This window comes from Pseudomonadales bacterium, assembly GCA_024234615.1.
Classification (GTDB): Bacteria; Pseudomonadota; Gammaproteobacteria; order Pseudomonadales; family IMCC2047; genus JAJFKB01.
In genome coordinates this window covers 188,175-205,624 of sequence record JACKNY010000003.1, presented here as the reverse complement: position 1 = coordinate 205,624, position 17,450 = coordinate 188,175, and the positions used below count along the sequence as shown (strand labels likewise).

Sequence of the window (17,450 nt, the reverse complement as noted above, 5' to 3'; positions counted from 1 at the left end):
ACTTTAGTACATATGTTGCCCACCGTTAATACTCAAGGTTGAACCCGTCACAAAGCCCGCATCGTCGGCGATTAAAAACAATACGCCTCTGGCGATTTCCGAAGCTTGACCTAAGCGCCCTACGGGGATTTTGGCGATTATTTTTTCCAGTACGTTTTCCGGTACTGCGCGTACCATGTCAGTATCGATATAGCCAGGCGCAATGGCGTTGACCGTGATGCCTTTAGCGGCACCTTCTTGCGCTAAAGCTTTAGTAAAGCCGTGAATTCCAGATTTAGCGGCTGCATAGTTTACCTGCCCGTATTGTCCTGCTTGGCCATTAATAGAGCCGATATTAACAATGCGGCCAAAGTTCCTGGCGCGCATGCCTTCGATGGTCGCTCGACACATGTTAAAACAGGATGTGAGGTTGGTTTGGATGACATTGTTCCATTGTTCAAATGACATTTTGTGCATGGTGCCATCAACGGAAATACCGGCATTATTAACCAAAGCCTGTACCGGCCCTAAGTCTGCTTCGATTTGACTGACGGCTTTTTGGCAAGCATCGAAATCGGCCACATCAAATTTATAGACGGGGATCTCTGCTTCCTGTTTGAACTTGTTGGCAGCCTCTGTATTGCCCGCATAGCAAGCGGCGACGCTGTAGCCTGCTGATTTTAAGGCGATGGAAATTGCTGCCCCGATACCTCTGGTACCACCTGTGACAATAACAACTTTACTCATTTCTGCTCCGAATTGATTAGTTGAACACCAAGTGCAATGCGACGCCATGTCGAAGCTGGGATCGCGAATATAATAAAAACATTAAGCGCTGTAACGAGGCCCCGGCTAGAGCCAAATATCAGGCAGGCGCGTCTGGCTGGTTTTCCGGTGCTGCCTGCGAGAATGCATCCAGTTCATTGCAGTTGTTGTAAACCGTATGAATTTTCGGGTAGTGGCTCATCTCTAAACTGAAACGCAGCGCGTTATAGACCTGCGGAATCAAATAGATATCGGCCATACTGACTTGCTTGCCAAAGCAATAGGGAGCTGCCTTGATTTGGGTTTCAAGGGCATCAAAGCCGAGCTTGATCCAATGCCGATACCAAGTTTGCTTTTGTTCGTCACTAACACCGAGTTCCCCTGTCAAGTAATTGAGTACCCGTAGATTATCAATCGGATGAATATCGCAGGAGATAATATTGGCCCAGGCGCGTACTATGCCACGATCATAAGAATCCTGTGGTAACAGTGCCGGTGTCGGGTAGTTTTCCTCCAGCCATTCTAAAATGGCACCGGATTGAGTGAGCACACGGCGGTCATCTAAGCGCAGTGCGGGCACAAGGCCCTGTGGGCTAATCCCTAGGTAATCTTCACCTCTATGTTCGACCTTGAGCAGATTAACCGGCACTGCACTATATTTGATACCCTTGTAGTTCAGCGCGATTCTGACACGATACGCGGCGGAAGATCGGTGGTAGGTAAAAAGTTCCATGTCGAGTCCTCGGCGCTGCTGGGTCTTGCGGCGCCTTTTATACGGGTGGATGGTATTGCACCACCTGTTGGTCAATCGCGCCAAAGATGGAGTTGCCTTGAGCGTCCTTCATTTCAATGCGGATGCGATCACCAAAACGCATGAAGGGTGTTGAGGGCTTGCCATCAGCAATGGTTTCCAAGCAGCGAACTTCAGCGAGGCAGGATGATCCGGTAGGACTGCCGACGTTGGCTATGGTGCCTGAACCAATGACGGTGCCGGTCATCAGTGCTCTCGATTTGGCCGCATGAGTGATCAGTTGGGCAAAGTCAAAGATCATATCCTGGCCAGCATTAGGCGCACCGATCTGTTCGTCATTAAGCGTACTGATTAGTGGTAAGTGCACTTTAGCGCCATCCCAGCTATCACCAAGTTCATCTGGGGTGACGGCGACCGGAGTAAAGCTAGTCCAGGGTTTGGATTGATAAAACCCGAACTGTTTGCCTAACTCTGCTGGAATCAGGTTACGCAAGGAAACGTCATTGACCAACGCCACTAATTTGATATGTTTGCGTGCGCCCTCGGGTTTTGTCCCAGCGGGAACATCATCCGTAAACACCACGACCTCTGATTCAAAATCGATACCCCAATCCTCCGATTCAACCGGGATGTCGTCGCAGGGGCCGATAAAGGCATCGGATGCGCCCATATACATTAGCGGGTCGGTCCAAAAGGATTCGGGTAGCTCGGCACCGCGGGCTTTGCGCACTAACTCAACGTGGGTGACATAGGCGCTGCCGTCAGCCCAATGATAGGCGCGTGGTAAGGGGGCGTCACATAGTGCCGGATTGAAAGCAAAGGCAGCGCTTATGGTGTTGGCGTTCAGCTGTTCGGAAATGGCTTGCAAGCGCGGTTCCAATTCCGCCCAGTCATCCAGCGCCTGCTGCAAAGTGTTGGCAATTTCAGGTACGGCAATGGCGCGTGTGAGGTCTCGTGAGACCACCACTAGTTGGCCGTCACGGCCTTGTTTTAACGAAGCAAGTTTCACGTTTATAAATCCTTTCCAGGTGATTTCCAGGAATTAATATAATCAAGGTTTTCGGTTTTTACTGCAACCTCGGTTACCGAAAGCGAATAGCGCGTATCTATCATGACGGCCACTTCATCGGTTTCCTTGTTAGGGTTGGTCAGCGCCTTCTTTAACGCTTTGGGGTGAGGCCCGTGAGCAAAACCGCAGGGGTGGAAGGTGACCATCCCCTCTTCAATATTATCGCGGCTGAAAAAATTACCGCGATGGTAGAAGAGTACTTCATCATAATCATCGTTATTATGGAAAAAGGGTACTTTCAAAGCGCCTGGATCGGACTCGATCGGACGCGGGCAAAAAGTGCATATGATAAAACCGTTACCGACAAAGGTACTGTGCGCCGAAGGCGGTAAATGGTAGCGATGGCTCATCAGCGGTCTGATATCGCGCCAGTTTAATCGCACCACCGTATTGTCGCCATGCCAGCCAACCGCATCTAGCGGATTGAAGGGAAAAGTGACTTTGCTAAGCTGGTTGAGGCGCTTAATATGAACCTGCCAAGTACTGTTGCCCTGCTGAGCCTTAAAGGCGCTGTTAATTTTAGGGTGGTCAAGAATCGCGGGATCATAAATGGCATTTGGGCCCAGAATGCCGCGATCCGGCATCGTGTAGGCACCATCTTTGTTTTCCATCATCAGCACTGTTAACGGGTCTGTGACATCAATACGCCAGGCTGTGCCACGCGGAATCATGATGTAGTCGCCATCCCTAACGCTGAGATGGCCATAATCACAATAAAGGTCACCGCTGCCGTAATGGATAAACAGTAATTCGTCACCATCGCTGTTGCGCACTAAGTGCGTCATGCTGCTATCGGTTTTCCACTGGCGTACGGCAAGATTATTATTTTCTAGGGTGACTGGCGCGTCGTAGGGTGAAAGACTATTGGCGGTCAGTTGGTTAAAGTCAAAAGCTCGCGGTTGTAGCGGGCCTTCCCAATCAATCCAGCCAGTTGGTGGATTTTGGTGGTGCATGTGAGTGACGGGACCGAAGAAACCTTCCCGTCCAAGCTCGCGTTCATAGGTTCCTTCAGGAAAATCACAATGGGCTTGGCGAGACGTTTCGCCTTCCTGAATCGGAAAAGTTAGCCACTTTTTGGCGCTCATGGTCTCTGTCCTGTGTTTGCTAGGAATAGAAAGTAATGCTATATAGTTACAATTGAAACTAGTTTAAAGCAAACTAGTTCCTTTTGCAACCAGTTTGTTTTCCGCTTAAACTCGCGCCTGGCAAATCAAAAGGTCTATTACCCTTGGAAGAAAACGTGAGCAATAAAAACAACCCAAAAGTAAAATTAAAACACTTTATGCCCTATCGCTTGAATAACCTGTCGGAAAGGGTAAGTGTAGCGCTATCAAGGATTTACTCAGATGAATTTGATATTAGTGTAGCGGAGTGGCGCATACTGGCGACGCTGGCGGAGTATCCACATTTGCTGGCTAAGGAGATTGGACTGCAAACTCATATGGATAAAGTCAAAGTATCAAGAGCTGTCGGCACCTTGGATCAAAAGCAATGCTTGATTAAGGAAAAAGATATGAACGATAGCCGCGCTATACGCCTGGCGCTGAACGCAAAGGGATTAACGCTGTACGAAAATATTGCACACAAGGCGTTAGAATGGGAAAAGTCTTTGTTGGCAGGGTTGAGCGGGCAGCAGAAAAAAGGTCTTTATGAATTGCTCGGTTATCTTGATGAGCGGGTGAGCGCCATGACAAAAAAAGGTTAATACTAACTGCTTCCAAATACGGGTTGGCATAAAATATTTGTTCATTCAACATAAAGAGAATCTTGTATAACTGTTGCTTGCACTCGACAATAAGGCGTTAAAAAACCAAGTCAAAATACGCACATACAGAATAATTGACTGATTATTTGGCTGTTCCCTATGGAATCAAAAATTGACCGGATTGATAGAAATATTCTTGAATTGCTACAAAAGAACTCAGGGCTTACCCATCAGCAGATAGCCGATAAAATTGGCAGCTCACCAACCTCTGTTTGGCGACGTATCCAGAACTTGGAGGCCAAAGGAGTGATTAGTGCCCGCGTCGCCCTGCTTGATCGTAAAACTATCGGCCTCAACGTCTGTGTAATCTGTAATGTTAAGTTAAGCCATCATAGTGATGAAACGCGGTTGACGTTCGAGAGCTTTGTAGCTTCACTTCCAGAAGTCACCGAATGTTATGCGGTTTCCGGTAGTCATGATTATACGCTCAAGGTGGTAGTGAAGGACGTGGAAGCCTATGAAAGGCTGCTAACACGGCAATTACTCAATCACCCATTGGTGGATTCTGCTGCTTCAAGCTTTACCCTTAGAGAAGTCAAATACAGTACTCGACTTACGCCGCCCTAGTTCATGGAGACTGCATTGCTTGGCTTTCGTACAGAGGTTTTCCTGATTTTAAACGGGAGAGCAACTAGTTGTTGGTCATCGTCTGCTTAGCGATCTCCACCTGGATGGTTTGAACGATATGGCCACGGATATCGAGCTAACAAGAACTTCTGCAATCGATAGCGAGTCTCTTGCAGAAAATCTAGCGAGAAGATGGGCGTCGACGTGAATCGCCAGTTCGTGATTTGTTGCGAGATTTTATGGGTTGGCGTGACTCGGAACGAATGGCTTTGCCCAGTGGTGGCGTGTCGACCAACAGATGCTGTGGTGGATGCTCACATTCAATTTTTTTACCGAGTAACGTGCCAATAGGCATGAGCTGAAAAGCATCCTCTTCGCAGGCAAAACTAATAGAAGTGCCACTTTTGCCTGCTCGTCCGGTACGGCCTATTCTATGCACATAGTCCTCAGGTTCTTCCGGTAAAGTGTAGTTAACCACATGGCTAACGCCGTCAATATGGATGCCTCTGCCAGCAACGTCAGTCGCTACCAGCACGTTAAGTTGATCTGATTTGAACCCTTCTAAGGTTTTTACGCGTTTATTTTGGGCTATCTCTCCTGATAGCAATCCCGCCTTAAAGCCATGACGTAGTAATTTTTCATGCAGGTGACGACATTGATCACGACGATTGGCAAAAATAATCACGTTATCCACGTCTGACTGCAGCAGCAGGTTATAGAGTAGTTTGTATTTCTCATCACTCGCGCAAAGATAGACATGCTGGGTGACCGTATCGGTGGCAATGCTGTCTGGCTCAATTTCCACTCTAATCGGGTCAATCGTCCACTGATCGGAAAGTGATAATACTTCGGGAGTAAAGGTAGCACTGAATAATAAGGTTTGACGATGAATTTTCTGCGGTGTCTGGCGGATAATCCGCCGAACCTGCGGAATGAAACCCATATCCAGCATGCGGTCCGCTTCATCAATTACCATGATTTCAATTTGATCCAGATAGATATCCTGATTGCCGCAAAAATCGAGCAGGCGACCGGGTGTGGCGACGAGGATATCGACAATCTCATGGCGCAAGCGTTGTTGTTGCTTACCGTAATCCATGCCGCCGACCAAAGCGTGTGTTTTAAGGCCGGTATATTTATTGAGTGATTCCGAATCTTCCGCGATCTGCATGACCAACTCTCGTGTCGGTGCGATAATCAGGGCGCGAGGTTCGTGCCCGAAGCGCTCTCCCTCGAGCGGGTTATTAAGCAGATCATTGATGATATTGATGAGAAATGCGGCGGTTTTACCCGTTCCGGTTTGCGCCTTGCCGATCAGGTCATGCCCTGTCAGCGTGTGAGGTAAAGACTGTGCTTGAATTGGCGAGCAGTATTGAAATCCGAGATCAGCAATACCGTGCATTAGCTCGACGGGCAAATCGAAGCTGTGAAACAGAGTTTTTCCTTCGATTTCGGGCACTTGGAATTGGCTGATATCCCACTTCAAAGGGGCATTTTGCGGGCTGGTTTTTTTGCGAGCGTGGCTGGCTCGTTTCGTACCCTGTGCATGGCCGCCCTTTATATCCTTCTTGGCTGGTGTCTTTGCTGCGGAATTCTTCGTTGGTGGAGCGGCTTCAACCTTGGCCTTTCTTTGGAATAACTTGCGGATCAAATTTGCCTCATTGTAACTAGTATCAAAAGGCGGCCAGTATAGCATGAACGGAGGCATTCATATGCAAATTAGTCTCCTTGCCGGAAAGTCTGGCTGTATCACGTCAGTTTCAAGCAGAAGACTAGTTTGCTAAGGGGTTTACGGAGGTAAGAGCTCCTAGCTATAGGCCTAATTTGTCGGCGACGAAATCGACATCCTTATCGCCGCGGCCGCTTAGGTTAACTAAGATTTTATACTCTGGGCCGAACTGGGGAGCTATTTTGATCGCGTGCGCAAGCGCATGAGCACTTTCCAACGCCGGAATAATACCCTCTACCTGTGACAGTTTCATAAAGGCATCCAGGCATTCCTGGTCATCGGCAGCGACGTATTCAACCCGTTTAATATCATGCAAATAGCTATGCTGTGGGCCAACGGATGGATAGTCCAGGCCAGAAGCAATCGAGTATACCGGTAGTGTTTTACCCTGTTCGTCCATCAGTACATAGGATCTATAGCCATGTAAGCTGCCGGGACGACCTTTGCTTAGGGTTGCGGCGTGATCTGGAGTATTGAGACCAAGCCCGCTCGGCTCAACCCCGGTAATCTTAACGTCGTCATCCTCTAAAAAGGCGGTAAATATTCCCATCGCATTGCTGCCACCGCCGACACAAGCAACTATTTGATTAGGTAGTTGGCCGGTCATTTGTTGGAACTGCTCGCGTGCTTCATCGCCGACGACACGTTGAAAGTCGCGCACCATCTGTGGGAAGGGGTGTGGTCCAACCACGGAGCCAATCGCATAAAAATAATTTTGCGGATCTTCAAGGTAGGCTTCGAAGGCGCTATCGACTGCGTCTTTGAGGGTGCGGGTGCCACGAGTAACTGAGATAACTTTGGCGCCCAGTATTTTCATGCGTGTTACGTTCGGGTGTTCTTTTTGCACATCGACCTCGCCCATATGGATTTCACAGGGTAAGTCCAATAAAGCGCAAGCGGTGGCTAAGGCAACACCATGTTGGCCAGCGCCTGTTTCTGCTAGCACCTTGGTTTTACCCATATGCTTTGCTAGCAAGGCTTCTCCAATGCAATGATTTATTTTATGCGCTCCGGTGTGATTAAGATCTTCTCTTTTTAGGTAAATTTCAGCGCCTCCGAGTTGCTCAGAAAGCCGCTTGGCAAAATATATGGGGCTGGGGCGTCCCACATAATGTTGAAAAAGATTCTGTAATTCGGACTGAAATCCTTGGCTGTCCCGAATTTCGCAGTAGGCTCTATAAATGTCGTCCATTACTAGCTTGAGTTCGGGTGGAATATTCTCCTGCCCACCGTACTCGCCAAAATAACCGTGCTCATCGGGCATTGGGAGAAATTCATACTTGCTCATGCTGTGCTCTCTATAATTTATGAAATAATTTCACGATTTTTCGTGGAGGACGGAGTATATGTCTTCCTTCGCGCAGGATCAATTGAAGCGGCTTTTTTTAGTGTTAACAGGCGCTAAGGAATCTCTAATGCAAATACATGCCTAATTCGTATATTTGGTGCGTAATTCGCATACTTTGTCTGATCGATTCGCTGTAAATTAAACTGGCCTGATATCTTTAGGTTGGGTATTGCCGGGGCGCTATGTCTCACTTGTAGCGAAAAAGCCTATTTTGAGTAAAGCATCGGCGTATCTTGTAAGTGAGCATAATGTGCATTGGTATAGCGCGAAAATAATAAGATTTTGTGGAGTTCATAGGGTCAATTGGAGAGAACAGATGGTGTCTAAATTCAAGAACAAACCGAACCTTCTCTATCGCCTGCCGAATATGGTGGCAGCAATGGGGGTTTTGGCGACAGCGGCTACGGTTCCGGCGTATGCGGAAGACAGCAAATCACGGTTAACGATAGAAGAAGTTATTGTTACGGCGCGGAAACGTGAAGAAAGCGTGCAGGATACGCCAATTGCTGTGTCTGCTTTTACGGGTGATGGTTTGGAGATCAGGGGTGTGACGGATTTGTCCAGTTTGGATAATTTCTCCCCAAATCTGGTGTTAAACCGCTCACCCAGTAATTCAGGGGTGACCAACGCGGCGATCTATATTCGCGGTATTGGTCAGAATGACTTTTCCCCAGTCATCGATCCGGGTGTGGGCATTTATGTCGACGGGGTTTATCTCGGACGTTCTGTAGGTGGCATATTGGATCTGGTTGATCTGGAGCGGGTAGAAGTGTTACGAGGACCGCAGGGCACCTTGTTCGGAAAAAATACCATTGGTGGTGCGGTCAGTTTGACCTCGAAGCGTCCGAGTGAAGAATTTGGTGGCAAAGTTGGCGTGAAACTGGGTACCGACAACCGTCTTAATCTGAGTGGTACTTTGGATGTTCCTATTAGCGACCAATTATTAACGCGGATATCGTTAGCCTCCTTTAATCAGGATGGTCATGTTGATCGGGTCTTTGACGGTAAGGACTTGGGTGATGACGATACTATTGCTGCTAAATTCACAGCACTGTGGCTAGCGAACGACAATTTGGAGGTCAATTTTTCCTTTGATTATTCGAAGGATGACGAAAATGGTCCGGCCCTGGTAACTACTGGCATGGAGCCAATCAATTCTGGTTTTTTCGGCCCGGGAGGAGCGCCATCCATGACGCTAGCGCAGAATACACTTGCCGCACAACTGGCAGAACCGGGTGGTATTGCTCCCGGCGGAACCTTCTTTGATCCGGCTGCGGCGGGATTACCTTTTAACTTTGGTGCCTGCTTCGAACAGGCCAATCTCAACAATCCGGAATACCAAGCTTGTTTTTGCAGCATCTGATCAAATGCTGCAATTCGTTGCACAAACACTGTAGTTGAGTGATCTGCCATGAAACCTACTAGAAGTTACCAGTCCGCCGCTTCAAGTGGAGCATTCGGTAAACAACCTCACCCTGCCACCAGAACGATTCTGCAGGCTTGATGGCGAATTTGGTGGTATTCGGGGTGTGTTGGGATTATTGGTCAGTGGTTGATCGATATTTTGATCCGACCAGCCGAAGCCGAATGACCCCGCTTGGGCAGCCAGTCGAGCCTTCCGCCCTGGAAGCAGCTATTATTTTGAAGAACGGAAAAACATTAACCAAGCGCTTTTACCTCAGGCACGCATTCAGTCAGGCGACCTTTTTTGACAGTGATCGTACAGCGCGTAATGTTGGGCATATATTGACGATGAGTTGAGTATAAGCACTACCGCGAAACCATTGGGATGCGAAATCAAGAAAGATTCCCATTAACTATCTGCCAGACCGACATTCTTTGAGCGCTTCATCGGACTTGGGGCTGGAAACTGTCCGCAAGCAATAAGCTAAATTTTAAAGGTGTGGGTGATAGCGACCAGAAAAATAGTTTACATGTGGAAGAGTATTACCGTTACGGTCATTGAGTGTTGCCAAACGATGTACTAAAAGTACGCGGTGAAAAATCGATGACCGATAAGGGTGATGAATATATCCGAATCATTCGGACTGGTGAGGCCGGCGGATATCGCACCTGACAATACCGTGGCTTCGATTAAGCTCGCCGATGCGCGCATTGAGTTTGTCAAACTCATGAACCTTGGCGCAAGTTTGATGGCATGATAACCGTTTTCGTTCTTGAACAGTGCCGCTTTGGATTTTTTAATCCTACTCGCGTTGGCCCCTTCGTCACCAATGCTGGCGATGCGGACATTCAGGGTGTTGAGCTGGAACTGCTGTTGGCCCCGGCAGAGAGTTGGCTGATCAGCGCCAGTCTGGGTTATCTCGATCCAGAACGAACCAAAGTCGGCGCTGGCGTACAGGGTTTGACCGAGAGCAGCCGGTTCGAGAACATCTCTGATTGGAATGCCAACCTACAGCTCACCAAAGAAATTCAACTGGGAGATATGGGCACCTTAACACCGCGACTGGAATGGTCCTATCGCTCAGAGTTTGGAACCAACTCAAACAATGTGCCTTATGATGGTCCGGCTGCCGCACCGGCTTTTCTGGGTTCGCCGGATTTAGGTTTTGGTATTCCTAACCCGGCACAGTTGCAGGATGATTATGACCTGTTTAACGCCAGTGTGCGTTGGGATGGGCCGAACTCAGACTGGTCTGTTACCTTGGGAGTTGAGAACATTGGCGATGAGGAATACCGAACCTTCGGTAATCAACAGGACGCTTTTGGCTTTACTACAGAAATCTTTGATCGCGGGCGTCAGTGGTATCTGGATGCCAGCTATGAGTTTTAACAGAGGCTAACCATACTCTGCCCCCTCAAGGGAATGACTTAAACAGTCATTCCCTTTTTTTATGTCGAGATAAAGGCTAGTGTAATTTTTTGAGGATATGTATTCGGTATTATTTTTTTAGTGTTTCTGACGGCAGGCAGCGATAGCGTTCTTGGTAATAATGAGCGTAACGACCAAAACTGGTAATTCCCTGTTCCAGCATTATATCGGTGATACGCAAGGCCGGGTCGGCGGCGAGAAGGGCTTGATGTAAACGTTGCAAGCGTCGGCCACGAATATATTCGGCAGGGGATATTCCCTCAAATTGACGAAAACCGTTTTGCAGTGTGCGTGCACTGACGCCAACAAATTCAGCCAATGCCGCCAGGCTAATATAATCACAAAGATTTTCTTCGATGTAGTCCTTCGCCTGGCGCACGTGCCAAGGTACCGGGTTGTGCTTACCATTGCACAGTAAATCCGTATAAGAATGTTGAAACATAGATAACAAGATCGACATCAATAGATTTTTATACTGATCGATAATCTGTTGATGCGTGAACATTTCAGGCACGGCTTTAGCTTGCATAAAAAGGTTGTTCAAGGTCTGAATCAGTGCTGCGCCTGCTGCTGATTGGCTTGGCGTCTCCAATGCGAAAATAAGGGGTGTATAAACCTCGTGGCCTATCAGCTGGTATAAATGGTCTTCCAGTTTGCTGCGTTCGATTCGTATATTCAGGTGCCGTGATTGGTGATCCATATACACATAAGACAGCATGGACGGCGAGGAAATCGAAATAGTTTCTGGTGTGCTGATTAATTTTTTACCGCCAAGATGAAGCTCAGCATAGCCGCTGACAGGTATGTGCACTAGATAAAAATCAGGAGCCGCTTCGGGCTTAATTTCCACCGCTGCGCCGTAAGCGAGATCTAAGACTGAAAAATCACCCAACAAATGCCCAAGTATCTGGCTGTCTACGGTTCGGCTGGCCTGAGCAATCTTCATTCGATGTGACCAAAGGTGATGACCTACCATTTCTATGGTTTCATCGATATCACTGGACCGAAGGGCGTGGTTGTTGATCTTTATCCGGTTATCTGCGTTGACGAATGAAGGCAAGTTGAACTCCTCGAAGGCACTATGGGCCTATCTGAAGATGCTGGTATAAACCCATGATTTGACTCGGTTATGGTACAACTATTTGTGCGTTTAAGCCAAATTATCACGGGAATATGATTTGTGGGAAAAATATTTTTTCCGGAACAGGATAGGTGGTGCGCTTAACGGATATTGCCCTCATCGGCACCTCCTTTATACTGAGCCTATTCGCACTATAGATAAGGGTGAATTGATGAAATGTGTTGCGTGTAACTGTGCGAACCAAATTAACTGGTTTGCTTTCATTACGCTTATTCTGACTATCTTCTTGGTTGGTTGTGGTAGCCATAATGAACAGCGCTCAAATCTGTCTACGCCTGCCACTCAAGCTGTCGCCGATGTAAATACAAAAAGAATTTTGCAGGCTGAGCAAGAGCCGCAAAACTGGCTAACCCATGGCAGAACATATAACGAGCAGCGCTACAGTCTTTTGTCTCAAATTACCGAGGATAACATCGCTAATTTGGGGCTGGCTTGGTTTCACGATTTCGACACAAAACGCGGAATGGAGGCTACGCCGATCGTAGTGGATGGGGTGATTTATGTTTCTGGCAGCTGGAGTCGTGTCTATGCGCTTAACGCCGCCACGGGAGCATTGCTCTGGGAATACGACCCTAAGGTCCCTCCAGAGTGGGCGGTCAACCTCTGTTGCGATGTGGTTAATCGTGGCGTTGCGGTTTGGCAAGGGCGAGTGTACGTCGGCACCCTGGATGGTCGCTTAATTGCCTTGAGTGCAGATGATGGCCAGGTTGTCTGGTCGGTGCAGACTACGCCGACGGATAAACCTTATTCAATTACGGGCGCGCCACGTGTGGTTAAAGACAAAGTAATTATCGGCAACGGTGGCGCTGAACTGGGTGTACGAGGATTTGTTTCTGCTTATAGCGCCCAGTCTGGCGAGCTGGTCTGGCGTTTTTATACGGTACCGGGCGACCCTAACGAACCCTTTGAAAGTAAAGCATTGGAAATGGCCGCAAAAACCTGGCGGGGTGGTGAGTGGTGGAAAATAGGCGGCGGTGGCACAGTTTGGGATTCCATGGCCTATGATCCAGAATTGGATTTGCTCTATTTTGGTGTCGGTAACGGTTCTCCCTGGAGCCGATATTTGCGTAGCCCCGGTGGTGGCGATAACCTTTTCCTCTCCTCCATTGTCGCGGTTCGTCCTGATAGTGGTGAATACGTTTGGCATTATCAGACAACGCCTGGTGATAGTTGGGATTACACTGCTACACAGCACATGATATTGACTGATTTAGAAATTGATGGAAATCTGCGTAAGGTCATTATGCAGGCACCGAAAAATGGATTTTTCTATGTGCTGGATCGCAAGACCGGAGAGTTTATTTCGGCGCAGGCTTTCGTCGACGTCAATTGGGCTTCACATGTGGATGCCAAAAGTGGGCGTCCAGTGGTTAAGCCGGAGGCCTATTACGATCAGACCAAACCTTTCGTTTCGATGCCTGGCCCGGCGGGCGGCCATACCTGGCAACCCATGAGCTATAGCCCCAGCACGGGGTTGGTGTATATCCCGGCGATGAGCACGGCCTACCCCTATATGGTGGACGCTGGATTCCAGCATCAAAGCTTTGGCTGGAACACCGGAATTGATGATTTGGTAGCGGCTATGCCGGAAGATGAGGCGCAGCGGCGGGCGATTAAAGCCAGTTTAAAGGGGCGCTTGTTGGCCTGGGATCCAGTGCGACAACAAGTCAAATGGCAGGTGGAGCACGCCAATATCTGGAATGGTGGGGTTGTTTCCACCGCTACGAACCTCGTGTTTCAGGGTAATGGCGCTGGTTATTTGAATGCCTATAGCGCTGACCAAGGTAACAAGCTGTGGTCGTTTTTTGCACAGACTGGCATTATGGCGGCGCCTATCAGCTATGCCGTGGATGGTGAACAATATATTGCGGTAGCGGCGGGTTGGGGCGGCGGCGTACCTTTGATTATTGGCGGTATGCTGACCGAGGCGGCGAATCAGAATGTCAGTCGGTTACTGGTTTTTAAACTCGGTGGGAAGGAGCAATTACCACCGCTGAAGGTACAGCATAAAGAGCTTAATCCGCCAGCGATGACGGCATCGCCGGAAACTGTTCAGCAAGGCAAAGCCTTGTACCATAAGTATTGCGGTGCCTGTCATGGTAACAGCGTGATTAGCGGCGGTATACTGCCTGATTTGCGTTACACGCAAATGCATACAGTTTGGAATCAGATTGTGTTGGAAGGGCTTCTAAGTGATCGCGGCATGGTTTCCTTTCGTCAGGTCTTAGACAAACAGGATGCGGCGGCTATTCAGGCTTATGTGATAGAGCGAGCACACAGGGATAAGGTCAATCTTAAAACTATGCAATAACGCCAGTGAGCAGGGCAAGTTTCCCAGGTCGATAACGGTATAAAAATTGTGCAATTGTTGTACAATGTGCGCCCATTTTTAACAGAGTAGGACACATGAAACCGGAACTCTTGTCGCCAGCAGGCACCCTGAAAAGTATGCGCTATGCATTGGCATATGGTGCGGATGCGGTTTATGCGGGACAGCCGCGCTATAGCTTACGGGTGCGTAACAACGAGTTTAACCACCTGGATATTATGGCCGATGCGGTTGCCGAGGCGCATCAGGCAGGCAAGCAATTCTATATCGCCAGCAATATTTCACCTCACAATAATAAGGTGCGTAGTTATCTGCGTGATATGGAGGCGGTGATCGACATGCGGCCGGACGCGTTGATTATGTCCGACCCTGGTTTAATCATGCTGGTTCGGGATAAGTGGCCGGACATGCCGGTACATTTGTCGGTGCAAGCCAATGCCGTGAATTTTGCCACCGTTCAGTTCTGGGGTAAGCAGGGTGTGAGCCGTGTGATTCTATCGCGTGAATTATCCTTGGATGAAGTTGCCGAGATTCGGCAAGAGTGTCCCGAAATGGAAGTTGAGGTATTTGTGCATGGCGCGCTTTGTATCGCTTATTCAGGGCGTTGCCTGTTATCCGGTTACATGAATCATCGTGATCCGAATCAAGGTGCCTGTACCAATGCCTGTCGCTGGAAATATCAGGCGCATGAAGCTAAGGAAACAGAAACTGGTGATATCGTACCGTTAAACGCGGTACAGGCAATGGAGCCGGAGGAGGGTGCCGATGAACCCGTCATGTTGTTACAAGAACAAGGAAGACCGGATGAGCTGATGCCCGCCTTTGAGGATGAGCATGGTACTTATATCATGAATTCCAAGGATCTGCGTGCAGTGCAGCATGTGCCGCGTTTTGTCGAAATGGGTGTGCATTCTTTAAAGATTGAAGGCCGCACCAAGTCCCATTACTACGTGGCACGTACTGCGCAGGTGTATCGACATGCCATTGACAGTGCAGTGGCAGGCGAAGCCTTTGATATGGGGCTGATGACTGAGCTTGATCATCTTGCCAACCGTGGTTATACAGAAGGTTTTTATCGTCGCCATGTACCCCAGGATTATCAGAATTATGATCAGGGTGTGTCGGCAAATCCTAATCAACAGTTTGTCGGTGAAGTTACCCAGGCGGATGTCGATAGTGGTTGGATTACCGTAGCTGTAAAAAACCGATTTGAAAAGGGTGATACGCTGGAGCTCATTACGCCCCAGGGCAACCATCTATTTAATCTTGCCGCACTGGAAAATAAACGTGGGGAAGCCATTGCCGCCGCACCGGGGTCGGGTCATGTGGTACGAATTCCCTTGCCTGAGTCATTGTATTTGGCTGAAGATGGCGGTTATGCGATGTTAATGCGTTATCTATAAAGAGGGGTTGAAAGATTAAGTCATGAATGATGACAGGTTGGTGGATATTGAAACCAAGGTTGCTTACCAGGAAGACACCGTACAGGCTTTAAACGATGCCCTTTGTCAGCAGCAGCGCCGTATCGACCAGCTGGCGTTACAGCTTAAAGTGTTAGCTGAAAAAATGGGTGATCTCGCCGTCGCACGGGAGGGAGAAAAGCAAGAGCAGGAAATTCCACCGCATTATTAAAAGAGGGTGTTTCAATACTGCATTATCAGCCTAGCGCTATGTCAGATAGTTCGGAGAAACATGCGAATATAGCAAAGTACAAATCTACCGGCGTGCTGCTATTGGGTGTGGCATCCACGTGAGTCGGTGCTAAGAGTTTGCTGCTGTTTGGGTCGGTGCCGAGAGGCGGTGAGGGGGGAATTTGCAGGTAAAGAGACTGCCTTTGCCGGGCACGCTTTCAATATCCAAGTGGGCGTCATGGTTGATCAGAATATGCTTGGCTATCGCTAACCCCAAACCAGTGCCGCCACTGTCCCCGCTTCTTCCTTTATCGACGCGGTAGAAACGCTCGGTGAGTCTAGGAATTTCTTTGCTATCAATGCCGACGCCATTGTCTTTCACAGACAGGCAGCCGCCAGAGGCATTAGTGAACCATTTAATTTCGATATGGCTATTCCGGGGCGAATATTTACTTGCGTTTACCACCAGATTGGAAAGTAGACTATAAAGTTCCTCGCGGTTGCCGAGCAATTGCTCATCGGAGTCAAGGTGAAGAACGAGAGATTGGTTTTTCTCTTCAATCATCGGCTTTAAGTCTTTTTGAACACGGCTTAACAGGGTGTTCATATCAACCAGATGCAGGCTGTTGTCTACGCTGCGGGTTTCAAGTTTCGAGAGGGTTAAGAGATCCTTTACCAAAAGTTTCATGCGTTCGGTTTGCTGGCGCATATTGGCGGCTGCGCGCAACCACATCGGGGGTATTTGGTCACTATTATCGGCAAGGGTTTCCAGGTAGCCATTCAACACGGTTAATGGCGTACGCAATTCATGCGACATGTTGGCGACAAAATCGGTACGCACTTGCTCCAGTTTTTTCAATTCGGTGATATCGCGCACAATAATCAAGCGTTCCTGTTTGCCAAAGAATGCTATTTGGTATTGCAACGTTATCTTATCATTGACGGGAGCAGGCAGTTCCAGTTCCTTGGTATAATCATCACTGTCGAAATAATCCTTAAAGGCAGGGTCACGGATGAGGTTGGTAATTAACTGGTTCACGTCGGCGGGCGACTCCAGGCCCAATAGTCGTTCTGCCGCTGGGTTCCACCATTCGATAGCGCCTTCGCGGTCGAGCATCACAAAACCGTCTTTTAGGGCATAGGTGGAATCCCTGAAGCGTTTGATAACCCGTTTTAAACGCGCCCGGTATTTCAATTGACGTTGCTGTAATTTGTAGATTTCATCGAAAACAGCACCCCAAAGTCCATGACTATTAGGCGGGTCGGTCGGGTCAGTATTTTTTAGCCAATCGTAAAGGCGGAATAGTTGTCGGAGATTCCAAAAAATATAGCCGCCTAAGGCGAATGCAACAACAAGACTGACCGCATTCAGCAGCCAGCCGATAACGAGGCTGCTAAGCAGTAAAATAGTGAGGTGTCGTAATTCTGTTGCAGGGTTAAAATTCACAAAGGCATCTATTTATTTAGCAAATTAATAAAAGCTCCGGCTGGTTAGGGCCACATTTTACATGCTCGTGGAGTAAAAAGTAGATTTAAAGCTTAT

Annotated in this window: 16 protein-coding genes and 1 pseudogene; 9 read left to right on the top strand and 8 right to left on the bottom strand. The window is 48.4% G+C overall.

Annotated elements, in window-relative coordinates:
• Positions 1 to 3: 3 nt before the first annotated feature.
• From phbB to H6995_13665, 4 genes are all read right to left on the bottom strand, one after another.
• Complete coding sequence (gene phbB, locus H6995_13680) at positions 4 to 726, bottom strand: acetoacetyl-CoA reductase (protein ID MCP5216048.1); 723 nt, start codon at positions 724 to 726, stop codon at positions 4 to 6.
• A gap of 118 nt (positions 727 to 844) precedes the next feature.
• Positions 845 to 1,477, bottom strand: a complete 633-nt coding sequence (gene maiA, locus H6995_13675) for a maleylacetoacetate isomerase (protein ID MCP5216047.1) — start codon at positions 1,475 to 1,477, stop codon at positions 845 to 847.
• A gap of 37 nt (positions 1,478 to 1,514) precedes the next feature.
• The gene (locus H6995_13670) at positions 1,515 to 2,504 is read right to left on the bottom strand and encodes a fumarylacetoacetate hydrolase family protein (GenBank protein MCP5216046.1); all 990 of its coding nucleotides are present in this window, start codon (positions 2,502 to 2,504) and stop codon (positions 1,515 to 1,517) included.
• Between the two features lie 2 nt (positions 2,505 to 2,506).
• Positions 2,507 to 3,649, bottom strand: a complete 1,143-nt coding sequence (locus tag H6995_13665) for a homogentisate 1,2-dioxygenase (protein ID MCP5216045.1) — start codon at positions 3,647 to 3,649, stop codon at positions 2,507 to 2,509.
• Between the two features lie 197 nt (positions 3,650 to 3,846).
• On the opposite strand from H6995_13665, the gene H6995_13660 reads away from it, so the two are divergent.
• Both H6995_13660 and H6995_13655 read left to right on the top strand, forming a co-directional pair.
• On the top strand, positions 3,847 to 4,269 hold the full coding sequence (locus H6995_13660) for a winged helix-turn-helix transcriptional regulator (GenBank protein ID MCP5216044.1): 423 nt from the start codon (positions 3,847 to 3,849) through the stop codon (positions 4,267 to 4,269).
• A gap of 159 nt (positions 4,270 to 4,428) precedes the next feature.
• The gene (locus H6995_13655; GenBank protein ID MCP5216043.1) at positions 4,429 to 4,896 is read left to right on the top strand and encodes an Lrp/AsnC family transcriptional regulator; all 468 of its coding nucleotides are present in this window, start codon (positions 4,429 to 4,431) and stop codon (positions 4,894 to 4,896) included.
• Positions 4,897 to 5,077: 181 nt separating this feature from the next.
• Here the strand turns inward: H6995_13655 and rhlB are convergent, their stop codons facing one another.
• Together rhlB and trpB are read right to left on the bottom strand one after the other, a co-directional pair.
• Complete coding sequence (gene rhlB / locus H6995_13650) at positions 5,078 to 6,592, bottom strand: ATP-dependent RNA helicase RhlB (GenBank protein ID MCP5216042.1); 1,515 nt, start codon at positions 6,590 to 6,592, stop codon at positions 5,078 to 5,080.
• A 115-nt stretch (positions 6,593 to 6,707) separates the two neighbouring features.
• Positions 6,708 to 7,913 carry a tryptophan synthase subunit beta gene (gene trpB, locus H6995_13645; GenBank protein ID MCP5216041.1) on the bottom strand — a complete coding sequence of 402 codons (1,206 nt, stop codon included), beginning with the start codon at positions 7,911 to 7,913 and terminating at the stop codon, positions 6,708 to 6,710.
• Positions 7,914 to 8,289: 376 nt separating this feature from the next.
• On the opposite strand from trpB, the gene H6995_13640 reads away from it, so the two are divergent.
• From H6995_13640 to H6995_13625, 4 genes and pseudogenes are all read left to right on the top strand, one after another.
• Positions 8,290 to 9,336, top strand: a complete 1,047-nt coding sequence (locus H6995_13640) for a TonB-dependent receptor plug domain-containing protein (protein ID MCP5216040.1) — start codon at positions 8,290 to 8,292, stop codon at positions 9,334 to 9,336.
• 140 nt (positions 9,337 to 9,476) lie between these two features.
• Positions 9,477 to 9,734 carry a hypothetical protein gene (locus H6995_13635; protein ID MCP5216039.1) on the top strand — a complete coding sequence of 86 codons (258 nt, stop codon included), beginning with the start codon at positions 9,477 to 9,479 and terminating at the stop codon, positions 9,732 to 9,734.
• Positions 9,735 to 9,981: 247 nt separating this feature from the next.
• Positions 9,982 to 10,135, top strand: a pseudogene (locus H6995_13630) (flagellar basal body L-ring protein FlgH).
• Positions 10,132 to 10,767 (top strand): TonB-dependent receptor, encoded by a 636-nt coding sequence (locus tag H6995_13625; GenBank protein MCP5216038.1) that lies wholly within the window; start codon positions 10,132 to 10,134, stop codon positions 10,765 to 10,767. Before H6995_13630 ends, H6995_13625 begins: the two are co-directional and overlap by 4 nt.
• A gap of 109 nt (positions 10,768 to 10,876) precedes the next feature.
• Here the strand turns inward: H6995_13625 and H6995_13620 are convergent, their stop codons facing one another.
• Entirely contained in the window at positions 10,877 to 11,752 is an 876-nt protein-coding gene (locus H6995_13620; GenBank protein ID MCP5216037.1) for an AraC family transcriptional regulator, read from the bottom strand.
• 346 nt (positions 11,753 to 12,098) lie between these two features.
• On the opposite strand from H6995_13620, the gene H6995_13615 reads away from it, so the two are divergent.
• From H6995_13615 to H6995_13605, 3 genes are all read left to right on the top strand, one after another.
• Positions 12,099 to 14,258, top strand: coding sequence for a PQQ-dependent dehydrogenase, methanol/ethanol family (locus H6995_13615; GenBank protein ID MCP5216036.1), 2,160 nt, complete (start codon positions 12,099 to 12,101; stop codon positions 14,256 to 14,258).
• A gap of 95 nt (positions 14,259 to 14,353) precedes the next feature.
• Positions 14,354 to 15,679, top strand: coding sequence for a tRNA 5-hydroxyuridine modification protein YegQ (locus H6995_13610; GenBank protein ID MCP5216035.1), 1,326 nt, complete (start codon positions 14,354 to 14,356; stop codon positions 15,677 to 15,679).
• A gap of 22 nt (positions 15,680 to 15,701) precedes the next feature.
• Positions 15,702 to 15,908 (top strand): SlyX family protein, encoded by a 207-nt coding sequence (locus tag H6995_13605; GenBank protein ID MCP5216034.1) that lies wholly within the window; start codon positions 15,702 to 15,704, stop codon positions 15,906 to 15,908.
• A 129-nt stretch (positions 15,909 to 16,037) separates the two neighbouring features.
• Here the strand turns inward: H6995_13605 and phoR are convergent, their stop codons facing one another.
• Complete coding sequence (phoR, locus tag H6995_13600) at positions 16,038 to 17,354, bottom strand: phosphate regulon sensor histidine kinase PhoR (protein ID MCP5216033.1); 1,317 nt, start codon at positions 17,352 to 17,354, stop codon at positions 16,038 to 16,040.
• Positions 17,355 to 17,450: the final 96 nt, after the last annotated feature.

Excerpts from the sequence above, each read along its gene's own strand:
- phbB (MCP5216048.1), bottom strand. The coding sequence starts at position 726 with ATGAGTAAAGTTGTTATTGTCACAGGTGGTACCAGAGGTATCGGGGCA.
- maiA (MCP5216047.1), bottom strand. The coding sequence starts at position 1,477 with ATGGAACTTTTTACCTACCACCGATCTTCCGCCGCGTATCGTGTCAGA.
- H6995_13665 (MCP5216045.1), bottom strand. The coding sequence starts at position 3,649 with ATGAGCGCCAAAAAGTGGCTAACTTTTCCGATTCAGGAAGGCGAAACG.
- H6995_13660 (MCP5216044.1), top strand. The coding sequence starts at position 3,847 with ATGCCCTATCGCTTGAATAACCTGTCGGAAAGGGTAAGTGTAGCGCTA.
- H6995_13655 (MCP5216043.1), top strand. The coding sequence starts at position 4,429 with ATGGAATCAAAAATTGACCGGATTGATAGAAATATTCTTGAATTGCTA.
- rhlB (MCP5216042.1), bottom strand. The coding sequence starts at position 6,592 with ATGCTATACTGGCCGCCTTTTGATACTAGTTACAATGAGGCAAATTTG.
- trpB (MCP5216041.1), bottom strand. The coding sequence starts at position 7,913 with ATGAGCAAGTATGAATTTCTCCCAATGCCCGATGAGCACGGTTATTTT.
- H6995_13640 (MCP5216040.1), top strand. The coding sequence starts at position 8,290 with ATGGTGTCTAAATTCAAGAACAAACCGAACCTTCTCTATCGCCTGCCG.
- H6995_13635 (MCP5216039.1), top strand. The coding sequence starts at position 9,477 with ATGGCGAATTTGGTGGTATTCGGGGTGTGTTGGGATTATTGGTCAGTG.
- H6995_13625 (MCP5216038.1), top strand. The coding sequence starts at position 10,132 with ATGATAACCGTTTTCGTTCTTGAACAGTGCCGCTTTGGATTTTTTAAT.
- H6995_13620 (MCP5216037.1), bottom strand. The coding sequence starts at position 11,752 with ATGAAGATTGCTCAGGCCAGCCGAACCGTAGACAGCCAGATACTTGGG.
- H6995_13615 (MCP5216036.1), top strand. The coding sequence starts at position 12,099 with ATGAAATGTGTTGCGTGTAACTGTGCGAACCAAATTAACTGGTTTGCT.
- H6995_13610 (MCP5216035.1), top strand. The coding sequence starts at position 14,354 with ATGAAACCGGAACTCTTGTCGCCAGCAGGCACCCTGAAAAGTATGCGC.
- H6995_13605 (MCP5216034.1), top strand. The coding sequence starts at position 15,702 with ATGAATGATGACAGGTTGGTGGATATTGAAACCAAGGTTGCTTACCAG.